Source organism: Embleya sp. NPDC055664 (genome assembly GCF_053618075.1).
Genome location: NZ_JBSHGZ010000016.1, coordinates 183820 through 198426 on the forward strand (window position 1 = coordinate 183820; position 14607 = coordinate 198426).

Annotated in this window: 7 protein-coding genes and 1 pseudogene; 2 read left to right on the forward strand and 6 right to left on the reverse strand. The window is 73.4% G+C overall.

From position 1 onward, the window contains the following. Positions 1 to 17: 17 nt before the first annotated feature. The 4 genes from ACWGR4_RS25465 to ACWGR4_RS25480 all read right to left on the reverse strand — a co-directional run bounded on the left by ACWGR4_RS25465 (position 18) and on the right by ACWGR4_RS25480 (position 10978). On the reverse strand, positions 18 to 1847 hold the full coding sequence (locus ACWGR4_RS25465; RefSeq protein ID WP_452133804.1) for an acyl-CoA dehydrogenase family protein: 1830 nt from the start codon (positions 1845 to 1847) through the stop codon (positions 18 to 20). 92 nt (positions 1848 to 1939) lie between these two features. Next, on the reverse strand, positions 1940 to 7870 hold the full coding sequence (locus ACWGR4_RS25470; RefSeq protein WP_452133803.1) for a type I polyketide synthase: 5931 nt from the start codon (positions 7868 to 7870) through the stop codon (positions 1940 to 1942). A 511-nt stretch (positions 7871 to 8381) separates the two neighbouring features. Continuing rightward, positions 8382 to 9446, reverse strand: coding sequence for an ROK family protein (locus ACWGR4_RS25475; protein ID WP_452132623.1), 1065 nt, complete (start codon positions 9444 to 9446; stop codon positions 8382 to 8384). Further along, the gene (locus ACWGR4_RS25480) at positions 9443 to 10978 is read right to left on the reverse strand and encodes an APC family permease (RefSeq protein ID WP_452132622.1); all 1536 of its coding nucleotides are present in this window, start codon (positions 10976 to 10978) and stop codon (positions 9443 to 9445) included. The genes ACWGR4_RS25475 and ACWGR4_RS25480 overlap by 4 nt, the downstream gene beginning before the upstream one ends. A 227-nt stretch (positions 10979 to 11205) precedes the next feature. Between ACWGR4_RS25480 and ACWGR4_RS25485 the strand changes: the two genes are divergently transcribed. Continuing rightward, complete coding sequence (locus ACWGR4_RS25485) at positions 11206 to 12444, forward strand: ROK family transcriptional regulator (protein ID WP_380014528.1); 1239 nt, start codon at positions 11206 to 11208, stop codon at positions 12442 to 12444. Positions 12445 to 12456: 12 nt separating this feature from the next. On the opposite strand, the gene ACWGR4_RS25490 is transcribed toward ACWGR4_RS25485, so the two are convergent. Together ACWGR4_RS25490 and ACWGR4_RS25495 are read right to left on the reverse strand one after the other, a co-directional pair. Next, positions 12457 to 12819 (reverse strand): transposase, encoded by a 363-nt coding sequence (locus tag ACWGR4_RS25490; RefSeq protein ID WP_452132625.1) that lies wholly within the window; start codon positions 12817 to 12819, stop codon positions 12457 to 12459. Between the two features lie 54 nt (positions 12820 to 12873). Then, positions 12874 to 13221: pseudogene (locus ACWGR4_RS25495) on the reverse strand (winged helix-turn-helix transcriptional regulator); the annotation flags it as partial. Positions 13222 to 13417: 196 nt separating this feature from the next. On the opposite strand from ACWGR4_RS25495, the gene ACWGR4_RS25500 reads away from it, so the two are divergent. Continuing rightward, on the forward strand, positions 13418 to 14290 hold the full coding sequence (locus tag ACWGR4_RS25500; RefSeq protein ID WP_452132624.1) for an imine reductase family protein: 873 nt from the start codon (positions 13418 to 13420) through the stop codon (positions 14288 to 14290). Positions 14291 to 14607 lie beyond the last annotated feature (317 nt).

Below are 14607 nucleotides of genomic sequence, written 5' to 3' on the forward strand. Positions count from 1 at the left end.
CCGGGGGCGGCGGGGCGTCACGTCGTCAGGTCGCCGATCGGGTCGTCCCCGGCCAGGGCGCCCCGGACCAGGCCCGGCGGTACGTCCAGCAGGTCGACCAACGCCCGGGCGTGCGGCGCCAGTCGGGCGCACGCGGCGTCGATGCGGACCGACAGGGTGCGTACCTCGTCGGCGGTGAGCAGACCGGCGGCCAGGAGCCGGCCGTCGTGCGCCGCGACTTCCTCCAGGACCCGGACCAGGCACAGGTCGTCGAGCACCGGCTCGGCCACCCGGTGCCCGAACATCGGGCGGGCGTCGCGGATCAGCGCCTCGACGGTGATCCGCGACGCGTGCGCCTCGCCCAGGCGCTCGGCGGCATCGGCGCAGTCGTTGCGCAGGACGAAGGGGTCGATCCCTCGCTCGGCGCCGATCCGCAGCCGCTCGACGAGTTCTTCGTGCAGCAGTCGCTCGCGGGCGCGGAACAGGCCCGCCCAGCCGCCGCGTTCGAGGGGCGCGGTGGAGGGGCCAGGGGCGTCGGGGGCGTGGGGTGCGTCGGGCGCGGCCGGGGGCTCGTAGTCGACGCCGGTCGCCATCGACCAGCCCGCGTCGAGGAGGATCAACTGGTTGTCGCCGCCCGCCGCGTTGAAGGCCATCGCCAGGCCCTGGTAGTCGATCAGCCGGTTCTCCGCGAAGAAGCCGAACGCGCCGCACGCCCGCCGACAGCGCGACACGGCCTGTTCGGCGAGTCGATCGGTGGTCACCTTGAGCAGCGAGGCGGTGCGCATCGTGGCCGGGGGCAGACCCCGATCGGCCCCCCGGTGCACCGGCAACCGCCAGCACAGGTCGGTCGCCGCGCGGGCCAGCACCGTCGCGGTCAAGGCCGCCGCGTGGGCGCCGAACAGTGCGCGCTGCTGGTTGCGGTGGGCCAGCGCGGGGGTTTCCGGATCGAAGCGGCCGACCGTGCGGCGCCGGTGGGCGTGGGCGAGGGCGATCGCGGTCGCGGCGCGCGTGACGGCGGCCATCCCGGTCGCGATCGCTCCCCACGCGAACCTGCTCTGGCCCTGGCTGCGCCGGCTGCGGGCCGCCGGGTCGAGCGGGTCGTGATGGCCGTCCGGTGCGGTGATCGTGGCCCCGTCGCGCAACCAGCGGTCGGCGGGAACCCGAACGTGGTCGAAGCGTACGGCCGCGTAGTCCAGCGGCAACAGACCGGTCGGCGGTCGCGGCGTGATCACCACCCCCGGGCACGGGCCGACCTCGTCCCGCAGCGGCACCAAGAACAGCCCGGTGCCCCGGCCGATGCCGTCCACCACGATCCGCGCGCCGACGACCGCCACTCGGGGCACACCGGAAAGGCCCACGTTGGGCGGGTACTTGCTCGCCTCGGCGTCCGGGGTGTGCAGGTCGAACGCCTCGCCGGCCGGGTCCCAGACCGCCTCGGTGCGGATGCCGGCGGAGCTGTTGCCCCGGCCCACCTCGGTCATCAGCGCGGCGCCGATCGAGGGGCCGAGGGCCAGTTCGGCGATGTCCCGGGGGCTCGCCCCGAAGTCCAGCGCGGGGCCAAGGGTCATGCAGTGGTGCAGGAACATCACGTGGAACACGCTCGGGTCGACCATCGCGGCGAGTTCGAGCAGTTCGCGCAGGTACGCGGGATGGCGCAGGAGCGGATCCTCGCCGGATATGCGCTCGTGCAGCCACCGCACCCGACGATAGGTCAGCGCGTCCCGGACCGGCCCGGCGATCGCCGCGTCGGGTCCCGCCGGCGGATCGAAGAGCACGTCGGCGAACAACTTGGCGGGGTCGGGGAAGGCGGGCTCGGTGGGCGGAACGGGGGCGTTTCCCACGGCTGTTCGCCGGGCGGGCTCGGTCATCCGGGTGGCTCCTGACACAAGGGGTGGCCGCACGACGCCGGGAGCCGGCGGTGCGGTGGTACGACGGGCGGACGGGGTGCGGACGGGGGTGGTCACCGATCTGCCGCGTCGAACGGGAGCCGGAGCAGCCAGGATTCGACCGCCGCGACCACCGGTGCGGAATGCGCGTCGAGCACCGAGAAGTGGTCGCCGGGCACGTCCACGCGGGTGTGCGGAAGCGCCCAGTCGGCGGCCCCGACGAGCGGTCGTTCGGCCCGGAGCAGCAGCGTGGGCGTGCCGATCGGCTCCGGTTGCCGGGTGGTCAGGATGCGGAGGTAGGCCCCGGTCGCGGTGAGCCGGGTCGGGCCGGCGTCGATCGGGTCGGCGGCCTCGGGGCGGGCGTCGGTTCCGGCGTCGGCGTCCGTCCCGGACCCGGCCCAGGGCGCGGCAAGGATCGTCGGCAGCGCCGTGGCGAGGAGGTCGGGATCCGGTCGCGAGGTGTCGAGCAGGACCACCCCCGCGGCCGGCCGGCCGAGCGCCTCCAGGCGGCCCGCCACCGCGTGGGCGATCAGCCCGCCGGAGGAGTGGCCGCACACCACGAACGGCGCCGAACCGTCGCGGCGTTCCAAACCGGCGACGTGTGCCGCGACGAGGGCGTCCAGGTCGCGCGGCAGCGGTTCGCCGGCCAGGAAGCCCGGTTGGGACAGGACGTGGACGGTACGCACGCCGGCCCAGTGGGCCACGAGGCGGGCGTACTCGTGCGGCCCGCTCATCGGCAGCACCGAGGGCAGCCAGATCAGTTCCGGGTGCGCCTCGCCCCGGGCCCGGGTGCGGTCGATCGAGGCGTGCGCGGGCGCGCCAAAGGCGTCGAAGGCGGGTCGCAGTCGCGAAGCGCTCGCGAGGATGTCAAGGGCGACGGCAGCCTGTCCGTCCGCGCACGCTCGGCGCACCAACCCGTCCAGCCCGTCCGGCAGTTCGGCGGAGGCCACGGCAGGCGGAGCGGCGGCCACGACCCGGGTCCAGACGTAGCCGGCGAGTCGGGTCGGGGTGGGGAGGTCGAACACGACTGCGGCGGGCAGCCGGACACCGAGCAGGTCGGTCAGCCGGCGGCGCAGGCGGGCTGCGGCGAGCGAGTCGAACCCGTGTTCCTGGAAGGCACGATCGGCCGGGATCTCGTCGGCGTCGGGATATCCGATCACGTCGGCGGCGATCCGCCGGACCAGGTCCGACACGGCGATCCGGCCCTCGGCTTCCGGGAGGGCGCCAATACGGTCGGCGGTTCCGGCGGTGTCGGCGTCGGCGGGTCGGTCGGGCGTGGGCGGCAACGGGCCGGCGGGCGTGGACGTGTCGGGCAACCAGTACCGCTCCCGCCGGAACGGGTAGGTGGGCAACTCGACCAGGTCCCGCGCCTGCCCGGGGCAGACCGATCGCCAATCGACGGACACACCCTGGACGTACGCGTCGGCCATCGACAGCAGGAACCGACGCATTCCGCCGTCGCCTCGGCGCAGGCTGCCCACGGCCACCACGTCCCGTCCGGCCGCCTCCGCGCTCTCGTGTACGGCGTGGGTGAGCAGCGGATGCGGACTGGGTTCGACGAAGCAGCGGTGGCCGTCGGCCAGCAGCTTGCCGACGGTGGTGTCGAACGCGACCGGCAGGCGCAGATTGCGGTACCAGTACTCGGCGTTCATCCTCCGCGTGTCCAACCGGCCGGGGTCGACCGTGGAGTAGAGCGGGATGTGCCCGGCGCGCGGGGTGATCCCGGCGAGTTCGGCGCGCAGGCGGTGTTCGGCTTCGGCCACGTGTGCCGAGTGCGAGGCGTAGTCGACGGGGAGTCGGGCCACCCGGACGTCCTCGGCCCGCAGTTCGGCCAGCAGCGCGTCCACCTCGGGGGCGTCCCCGGCGAGTACCACCGAACGCGGCGCATTGACGGCGGCGATGCTCACCCGGCCGTCCCGAAGCGCCGCGCGGGCCCGGAGTTCAACGGCGGACAGCGCGACGGAGGCCATCGCGCCACCCGCGAGTTCGCGCACCACCCGCGCCCGTACGGCGACCACCCGGGCGGCGTCGGCGAGCGACAATGCTCCGCATATGTACGCGGCGGCCACCTCACCCTGGCTGTGTCCGACCACGGCGGCGGGTCGTACGCCGTACGCGCGCCAGAGTTCGGCCAGCGAGACCTGCGTGGCGAACAACACCGTCTGGATCACCTCGACCCCGTCCGCCGGCGGACCGTCGGCGGCGCCGCGCAGGACGTCGAGCGGGGACCAGTGCAGGTGTTCGGCCAGGGCCGCATCGCAGGCGGCCATCGAGCGGGCGAACTCCGATGACTCGGCAAGCAGTGCGTCGACCATGCCGGCCCACTGCGACCCCTGGCCGGGGAACACGAACACGGCCTCGCCGACCGGCCCGGCGATCCCGCCGACCAGGTCCGGCGTGTCCTGTCCGGCGGCGAACGCGCGCAACGCGGCGCGGTAGGCGGCCGGTTCGTCGGCGACCACGACGGCGCGGTGCTCGAAGCCGGTCCGGGTGCGGGCAAGGGTGTGGCCGACGGCGGCCGGCACGCAGTCGGCCCGGACGGTGGGGTGATCGGCCAGCCGTTCGGCGAGTACCCGCAGCGCGGCCGGGGTCTTCGCGGACAGGACCCAGGGCACGGGCCGGCCCGGCGCGGCGGGTCGTGCGTGCGGCGCGTCGTCGGCCGCGTCCGCCTCCGCCACCAGCACATGGGCGTTGGTGCCGCTGATTCCGAACGCCGATACACCCGCGATGCGGGGGCGGTCGGGGGACCTCGGCCACGGGGTCGCGGCGGTCAGCAGCCGAACCGTGTCGCTCGTCCAGTCGACGTGGGGGGTCGGCGCGTCCACGTGGAGTGTGCGGGGCAGTACGCCGTGACGCAGCGCCAGTACCGTCTTGATCACCCCGGCGATCCCGGCGGCGGCCTGGGTATGGCCCAGGTTCGACTTGATCGAGCCCAGCCACAGCGGTGCGGGCGCGCGGCGCCCGGTGCCGTAACCGGCCAGGATCGCGCGGGCCTCGATCGGGTCGCCCAAGGGGGTTCCGGTGCCGTGTGCCTCGACCGCGTCCACCTGGTCGGCGGTCAACCCGGCGTCGGCCAGGGCCTGGCGGATCACCTGCTCCTGGGCGCCGCCGTGGGGTGCGGTCAGCCCGTTGCTCGCGCCGTCCTGGTTGACCGCGGAGCCGCGCAACTCGGCGAGGATGGCATGGCCCAGGCGCCGGGCGTCGGAGCGTCGTTCCAGGATCAGTACGCCCGCGCCCTCGGCCCAGCCGGCGCCGTCCGCCGCCGCCGCAAACGCCTTGCAGCGGCCGTCGGCGGCCAGCGCGCGCTGCCGGCTGAACTCGACGAACGAGCCGGGGCCGGCCATCACGGTCACCCCGCCCACCACGGCCAGCGTGCACTCGCGGCGGCGCAGCGCCTGACCGGCCAGGTGCAGGGCGACCAGCGACGACGAGCAGGCGGTGTCCACGGTGAGCGCGGGACCGGTCAGGCCCAGCTGGTAGGCGATCCGGCCGGACGCCACACTCGCGGCGTTGCCGGTGAGCAGCCGACCGTCGAAGCGCTCCGGGGCCTCGCCGACGCGCGGCGCGTAGTCCGCGGCCATCATGCCGACGTAGACGCCGGTGGGTGTGCCGCGCAGGGTCGCGGGGTCGATGCCGGCCCGCTCCAGCGCCTCCCACGTGGTTTCCAGGAGCAGCCGCTGCTGCGGATCCATGGCCAGAGCCTCGCCGGGGCCGATGCCGAAGAAGCGGGCGTCGAAGTCGGCGGCGTCGGCGACGAATCCGCCGTGTCGCACGTAGGAGGTGCCCGGGTGGTCGGGGTCGGGGTGGTACAGCCGCGCCGCGTCCCAGCCGCGATCGGTGGGGAATTCGGTGATCGTGTCGCGGCCCTCGTCGAGCACGCGCCACAGGTCGGCCGGGGAAACGGTCCCGCCGGGGAGGCGGCAGCCCATCCCGACGATCACCAGGGGTTCGTCGTCGTCTGCGGCGGCCGGCTGCGGCCCGGCGGTGTCGTCCGGTTGTGCCTCGCCGCCGAGAGCGGCCAGGTGTCGGGCCAGCGCGCGCGGGGTCGGGTGGTCGTAGACCACCGTGCTGGGCAACGGGATCCCGACCGCGTCCGACAGCCGCAGGGCCAGCCGCACCGCAGCCGCCGAATGCAGGCCGAGCGAGCCGAACGTGGCGTCGGGCGCGATGGGTTCGGCCGGGTCGGCACCGACCGCGTCCGTGGTGAGGTCGAGGACCAGGGCGAGCGCTTCGGCTGATCGCGGCGCCCGAGTCGCGGGGTCGGTTGGGCCGACCGAGTCGGGCGGGTCGGCTGGACCGACTGAATGAGCGGGCTCGATCGAGTCGGTCAAGTCGCCCGAGTCGGGCGGGTGTTCCGAATCGGCCACCGCCGCGATCGGCCGGTCCGGGTCGGTGGCCCCCGTCCGGCTCGCCAGCAGCTCCGCCAGCCGGCCGCGCGCGATCTTGCCGGTCGGGGTGACCGGCACCTCATCGACCACGATCAGCGCCAACGGCCACTTGTACTCGGCGACTTCCCGGCGGGCCAGGTGCGCCCGGATCCCGTCCAGGTCGATCGTGGCGCCCGGGCGCAACGCGGCGACCGCGCACGGGTATTCGCCCAGCCGGGCGTCCGGGCGCGCGCCGATCGCGACAGTGGCGAACTGCGGCAACTCGTCGAGCACCGCCTCGACCTCGGCGGCGCCGAACTTCAGCCCGCCGACGTTGATCGACTCGGCGTGCCGGCCGTGGAAGACCACGGTGCCGTCCTCGGCGAGCGCGGCCCGGTCCCCGGTACGCAACCAGCCGTCGGCGGTCATCGCCGCGCGAGTGAGTTCCGGGTCGCCGAGGTAGCCCCGGAACACATGCGGCCCCCGGTACTGGAGCTCGCCCACCTCGCCGGGCGCGCACGGCGCACCGCTCTCGTCCAGCACCCGTACCCGGGCGTCCTGTATCGGGCGGCCGATGCTGCGCGCGGCGACCTCGGGTGGATCGTCCGGGAGGGTGTACGTGCCGGCCCCGAGTTCGGACATGCCCCACTGGACGATCGTGCGGGCCCCGGCGACGCGGCGCAGTTCCGCGACCAGCCGGCCCGGCACGGCGGCGCCGCCGGTGCGGACCTCGCGCAGCCGGATCGGTGGGTGTGTCCCGGTCCGGCCCACCACGTCGCGCAGTTGTGCCGGGACGGCGAACAGCACGGTGGCGTCGACCCGGGCGGCCAGATCGGCGAAGGTCTCGACGTCCCAGGCGGGGAGCAGCGCCTGACGATGGCCGACCAGCACCGACAGGTGGACCGACAACAGGCCGAACAGGTGGGTGAACGCACTTGCGCTGACGATCGTGTCGTCCGCCCGGATCCGCCCCTCCCGGGCCACCGTCGCGGCGTTCGCGAGCAGCCCGGCATGGCTGTGCAGGCAGAGTTTGGGCCGGGTGGAGGTGGTTCCGGAGGAGGGCAGCAGGACGAACGGCTGCTCCGGGCGCACCGGAACCGGGCGTGGTCGGCGGCCGGCGTATGCGCGCAACAGCCCCGCGAACGATCGCACGTCGGGCGTTTCGGTGACCTCACCGGTCACCAACAGGCGGGTGGGGACGGCCAGTCCCGCCGATATTCGACGTGCGTCACCGAGTTCGTCCCGACCGCGCCACGCGGCCGGCAGCACGAGGACCCGGGGCGTCACCCGTTCCAGTAACGACCGCTGTTCGCGCGGGCCCAGGGCCAGATGCAGCGGCACCATCACCGCACCCAGGTCGGCGATCGCGACATGCGCGAGCAGGAACTCCCAGGAGTTGGCCAGCCGTACCGCCACGGGGTCGCCGGGGCGCACGCCGAGGTCCTGGAGTCCGGCGGCCAACGCGTGTGACTCGGCCCGCCATTCGCGCCAGGTCCGGGTGTGTTCCCCATCGGACACCGCGGGTGCGTCGGCCCACGCGGCGGCGGCCTCGGCGAACAGGTCGGGCAGCGTACGCGGGTCCTCGACCCGGTCGTGCATCGTTTCGTCGATCAGGTAGTCGCCCACCGTGATGGCCATCCGCACCTACCCCCGCACACCGAATGGGCCGCCACACGCCGACCGTTGCGCACACAGGCGGTGACCATGGCGCGCGTATGCGTGTGCATGGTGCGGGTGGGGCGCACATCTTGTCAAGACGAAAGGGTCTTATCGGTCGATCATTTCGATCGGGATGCGAACGCCGGCGTGCGGCGCGCGTTGTCGGGAGCCGGCGGAAGTCGCCGGGCATCGGCCGCAATCGCACACCCGCCGGAACGAATTCGGAGCGGTCGTCGTCCGGGTGGGGACGAATTCCGACGCGCATATCGCGCGTGCCGCGCCCGAATTCGGATCCGGTGTCGAATTGGGGCAGGCGAACCCGGTACCCGTTCCGAATGCGGTCCGGGCGCATTCGGAACGGGTACCGGGCGGATTGCGAGCGCACTCGGTGCGCTCCCGGCCCGCGTGCCGGACCGATCCGGTCCGCAATTCCCCCGTCGTTCGGGCCGATTCCGGGCACGTCGAGCACGTATCGAGCCGAGGCGACCCCTTACGGTCGCCCGGCATTGGAGGTCGCCCCGGCGGTGGCCGTCGGCAGGCGGGGCAATTCGGCGGCGAGCGAGAGGGCGCCCCGCAGGGAGGCGTCCTGGAGGAAGCGGGCCGGGACGACCACCGGCGGGAAGGGCACGGCGGTGCGGATCCGGGCGCGCAGCGCGGCCAGCACACGCGGCGCGGAACGCATCAGGCCGCCGGTGATCGCGATGCGTTCGGCGTCGATCGTGATCGCCAGATTCGCGATGTGGACCGCGAGTTCGTCCAGCGCCTCGTCAACCAGGGCCCGTACGCGCGGATCCGGGTCGGTGAACAGCGCGGCGGCGTCCACCTCACGGCCGAGCAGTTCGCCGCCGCGCCTGCCCAGGCCGCTGCCGGCGGTGTGCTCCTCCAACGGCGCGCGCCCGGCGCCGAATCCGACGTCCGCGCGGTCTCGAAGCAGGTAACCGATCTCGCCCGCCGCGCCGTTCGCCCCGGCCAGGACCCGCCCGCCGAGCACGATCGCCGCGGCGATCCCGGTGCCGAGGGTGAGCAGGATCGCCGGATCCGCGCCGCGCAGCGCGCCCCAGCGGGACTCGGCCAGCGCCGCCGCCTTTCCGTCGTTGCCGACCGCTACCCGCTCGGGGTCCAGGTCGAAACCCTCGGCCAAGGTGGCCGCGAGCGCCAGATCCTGCCAACCGGGCACGTTGGGCGCGAGCAACACCCGGTCGGGCAGCACGATTCCGGGGCTGACCGCGCCCACCGCCGAGCAGTGCCCGCCGGTATCGGCCGCGGTCCGTGCGACCAGGTCGCGCGCCGCGTGCATCGCACGCCGCACCGCCTGCTCGGCGCCCTCGCGGGCGTCGGTTTCCAGCCGTTCGCCGGCCAGCACCGTGCCGTCCGGCCGCGCGGTCGCCACCGCGATCTTGGTGCCACCGAAGTCGATGCCACACACGAACGACTCCCCCACCCCCGCGCCGAAGCGGGCGAACACCCGCTCCGGCGCGGGAAGGGCGGCGGGAGCTTCCGGAGCGCCGAATCCCTCGGCGGCAGCGGGATTTCGATCACCGCCGACCGCCCTCATGCGGGCTCCGCGACGCCGCCGCCGGTCGCACCGGCTCCACCCGGCCCGACCTCGCTCGCCGCCGCACCGGCCGGTGCCGGCTCACCATCGACCTTGCCGTCCACATCCGCCTCGTTCCGGTTCAAGTACACCTCGTCGATCTCCCTCGGCCCGAACGGCCAGGTCCGCTCCACCTTCGCCCAGATCAGGAACGCCAGACACCCCAGCGCCACCCACGCCAGCGACCACTCGATCGGATGCCGGTCGGGCGAATTCTTGTCCGCGTAGCAGAAGATCGCTATCCAACCGACCAAGGAGACCACGGCCGGTACCGGGTAGAGCCACATCCGGTAGGGCCGGCGCAGCCCGGGTTGCCGGCGGCGCAGCACGATCAGCGCGGCGACCTGGGACACCGCCTGAACGATCACCATCACCGCGGTCAGCAGCACGATGATCGTGTTGAAGTCGGTGTGGTTTCCGATCAGGAAACCGGCCGCGGTCACCACGCCCATGGTGACCAGACCCACGGTCGGGAACCGGTGGCGCGGGTGCAGCCGGGCGAACTGCTTGAAGAACACCCGGTCACGGGCCGCGTCGAAGGGCACCCGGGAACCGCCGAGCAGGCCGGCGAACACCGACGCGAAGGCGGTGATCAGGATCAGCACGGTCACGGTCTGTGCCGCGCCCTTGCCCCACGCCTTCTCCAGGACCAGCGAACCGATCGACGAGGAACCGGAGATGGTGTCGGTGTCGGTCACCCCCAGTACGCCGATCTGCATGATCAGGTAGATCCCCATGATGCCCACGATCGAGTAGACGATCGAACGCGGCAGTACCCGGCCGGGGTTCTTGATCTCGGCGCCGAGGTAGGCGGTGGTGTTGTACCCGAGGTAGTCGTAGATGCCGATGTTCAGGCCGCCGACGAACGCCAGCCAGAAGGCCGTGGTGCCCATGTCGAACGCGCCGTCGGGGTAGGTGAAGGCCAGGTCGGCGTCGAAGTTGGTGTAGCACGCGATGATCACCGCACCCACGCTGATCAGCATGACCACCCACATGATGGTGCTGAGCAGCCCGATCGACTCGATCCGGCGCCACAGCAGCAGCACCACGAGCACCACCACACCGACGCCGACGACGTCGCCCTCGGTCTGCGACATCGAGGGCCACAGGTATTGCAGGTACTGCACCATGCCCAGCACGCCGGTGGACATGATCAGCGGGATGAACAGGATGGCCGTCCAGACGAACAGGAACGGCATCAGCCGACCCGTGCGGTACTGGAACGCCTCGCGCAGATAGATGTACGTGCCGCCCGCGCCCGGCATCGCGGCGCCGAGTTCGGCCCAGATCAGGCCGTCGGCGAGGGCGAGCAGCGCGCCGGCGAGGAAGCCGAGGATGGCCTGCGGACCGCCGAAGGTGCCGACCATCAGCGGAATCGTGACGAACGGTCCGATGCCGCACATCTGGCTCATGTTGATCGCGGTCGCCTGGAACAGGCCGATCCGGCGGACGAATCCGCCGTCCGACGTGGTCGTTCTCGGGCCGGCGCTCATCGTGGACCTCCTGCAGAGGGGTACCCCCGGGGGAACGCCGGGGGTCGGAACGATGGTGCGGAGAAAGGGACTTCGGACAGCGGCCGAGTGCTCGGGGCCGTCGGTTTGTTAAGTAAAATTCCTTAACTAATCCTCGTCAAGAGCGCCCGGGGATCGAGGCCACATCTTTGCCCTTCCGTGGCGGTTACAGTGGCGCGACTACCTTCGATGCCGCTGACGGAGAGCCGATGACCCCAGGAGGTATCCCGCCGGAACCCGACGCGCCCGCCGTGGCGCACTGGAACCGGGGCGTACTGCGCAGTCACAACGAGCGGGTACTCCTGGATCGGGTCCGCGCCGCCGCGCCCATCTCGCGCGCCCAACTCGCCCGCGACACCGGCCTGTCCAAACCGACGGTGTCCACCGCCCTGGAGGCGCTGGAACGCGCGGGGCTGGTGCGACCGGTGGGCCTGGAAACCGGCGCGCGGGGCCGGGCCGCGCTGCTGTACGAGCCCGATCCGACGGCGGGCTACGTGGTGGGGATCGACGTCGGGCGGTCCTGGATCCGGGTCGCGGTCGCCGACCTGGACGGCCGGCTGCTGGCCCGGCAGGACCGGCACAACCGGGCCCGTACCTCGGCCACCATGCTGGCCACCGCCACCGACCTGGCGCAGACCGTGGTCGCCGACGCCGGTCTGGAGCCGACCGCCGTGGTGCACACCGTGATCGGCTGCCCGGGCGTGTACGACCGCGCGGCCGACCGGATCCGGTACGCGGTCAACCTGCCCGGATGGGGCCGCCCGGGCCTGCGCGGCCGGATGGAGGCGGCGCTGGGCACCACCGTGGACATCGTCAACGACGCCAACCTGGCCGCGCTCGGCGAATACCACGGCGGCGCCGGCGCGGGCTGCCCGCTGTTCGTGTACGTCACCGTCGGCACCGGCCTGGGCATGGGCATCGTCGCCGACGGGCGGCTGTTCCCGGGCGCGGGTGGCGCGGCGGGCGAGATCGGCTTCCTGCCGCTGTCCCCGCGCCCGTCGGACCGGGTCGGGCACGGCGCGAGCGGCCCGGTGCCGCGACGCGGCATGCTGGAGGACGCGGTGTCCGCCGACGCGGTCGTGCGCGGCGCGCGGGCGCTGGGGATGACCGGGCCGCTCACCGCGAAGGCCGTCTTCGACGCCGCCCGCCGCGCGGAGGAGCCGGCCGCGAGCGCGGTCCGGCACGAGGCGCAGCGGCTCGCCCACGTGGTGGCCTCGGTCGCCGCCGTGCTCGATCCGGAACTGGTGGTCCTCGGCGGCGGGATCGGCGCCAACGCGGACCTGCTGCTCGGCCCGATGACCGCCGAACTGCACGAGTTGACCCCGCTGCGCCCGCGGGTGGCCGCGAGCGGCCTCGGCGAGGAGGCGGTCCTGCTCGGCGCGGTGGCCACGGCCGTCGCCACCGCCCGTGACCGTGTCTTCACCCACCACACGATGGGCCAGGGCTGAGGGACGCCGGCGTCAGCTCGGGCCGACGACCAGCGGTCGCGGTTGGCGGGCCACCTCGCCCAGCCGGCCGATCAGACCGCGCAGCACCTCCGCGTCGTCCCCGCCGGCCGCCTGAAGGCGGTCCTGCAATACCCGGACGGCCGCCGCCCACGTGCCGTCGGCGACCCAGCGACGCCGGCACGCGGCGACCGTCCGCCACGGCCCGAACCGGGGCGGCAGGTCGGCCCAGCGCACACCGGTCCGCATCCGGTACAGCACACCGTCGACGACCTGTCGCAGACCCGGCCCCCGGTCGGTGGACGACCCGGAAGCCGGCCAGAGCGGTGCAAGCAACGCCCATTCCCGGTCGGTGAGTTCGGTGCGATCGGCGACCACGGACAGGGTGATCAACCGGTCTGTGTCGGCGCTGTACCCGGACGTGTCGCCCAGGAGGTTCGCCCGCCCCCACGCGCCGAGCGGTCGCAGTGCCTCGTTCAGCGACGTGCCCAGCGGAGTGAGCGAATACTCGACCCGCAACGGCAGTTCGTCGAACTGCTCACGATGCACGATGCCGTCCAGTTCCAACTCCCGCAGATGCGAGGCCAGTACCTTCTCGGTGATCCCGGGTACCAACCGGCGCAGCTCGCCGAAGCGGCACGGGTGCTCGTTCAGCGCCCACAGGATGAGCACCTTCCACTTCCCGCCGACCACCCCCATGGCCGCGTCGATCCCGCAGACGTACGCCCCCGGCCTGCCCCTGCTCCTGCCCGTGCCAGTTCCCGTTCCCGTGCCCGTCATGTCCGTCCTCCGCCCGCTCGTCGCCCGAGCACCGCCCACGTGCCGCCCACGTGCCGCCCCCGCTGCGGTGCCGCTCGGGCCGTACCGGCGGCCGGGGTCGCACGAGTACCCACTTCCAAGTGCGTACTTGTCCGCCCGGACGCCGGTGACCAGCCTAATCGGCATGGAACCCGACACCCGAACGACCGATCCCACCATGCCCGCATCCACCCCCAAGCCCCCGCTCGCCGTACTCGGCCTGGGCGCCATGGGCGGCGCACTGGCCCGCGCCTGGCTCGCCGCCGGACACCCACCGACCGTCTGGAACCGCACCCCGGGTCGGGCCGCGCCGTTCGCCGCCGCAGGCGCGACCGTCGCCGCGAGCGCCGCCGAGGCGGTGGCCGCGGCCGAGTTGGTCGTGGTGTGCCTGCTCGACCACGCCGCGGTCGAGGAGACCCTGGCCGGTGTCGACCTCGCCGGTCGGGACCTGGTCGACCTCACCACGACCACCCCCGCCGAGGCCCGCACCGCCGCCGCCCGGGCCGCCGAGCGTGGGGCCCGCTTCCTGGCGGGCGGGGTGATGGCGATCCCGCCGATGATCGGCGTACCCGGGGCCGGCGGCTACGTCTTCTACAGCGGCTCCCGGGAGGTCTTCGACACCCACGGCGACACCCTGGCCGTGCCGGCGGCCGGCCGCTACGTGGGCGCCGACGCCGGTTTCGCCGCGCTGTACGACGTGGCCCTGCTCAGCGCGATGACGGGGATGTTCGGCGGCATCACCCACGCCTTCGCACTGGTGCGCGAGGAGGCGATCGCACCGACCGCCTTCGCCCCACTGCTGGCCGAATGGCTGACCGCGATGGCATCCACGGCGCACCGCACGGCGGCCCAACTGGCCGCCGACGACTACGTGTCGGGTGTGGCCTCCCCGCTCACGATGCAACTCGCGGGCGCCCCGACCCTCCTGCGTACCGCCGCCGAGCAGGGCGTCAGTCCCGAACTGCTGTTGCCCTACCTGGCCCTGATGGAGCGTCGGGTCGCCGACGGGCACGAGAGCGGGACGGGGTTGATCGACCTGCTCCGCGGCTGAGCCGGGCCCGGATCCCCCGCCCGATCCCGGCTGCGGGGATCCGAGCGGGCCCGGATGCGAGCCGGCCCGAATGCGCGGATTCCGGCCCGGATGCGCGGCGCCCGACCCGGATGCGCGGAGCCGCTCCCGGCTCGAGTTCACGCCCCCGAATCCCGTCGCCCGACTGCCTGTTCGATCATCCCGATCGTTAACACCCGGTTGGTATTCGGGCCGGTCCGTTCCGTTCCGCTTGATTCGAGGTCTGGACCAATAGTCGGTTTGGTATAGACCATTGACACTGCGTCGATGGCACTCCTAGCGTTGCCGACGCACGCCAC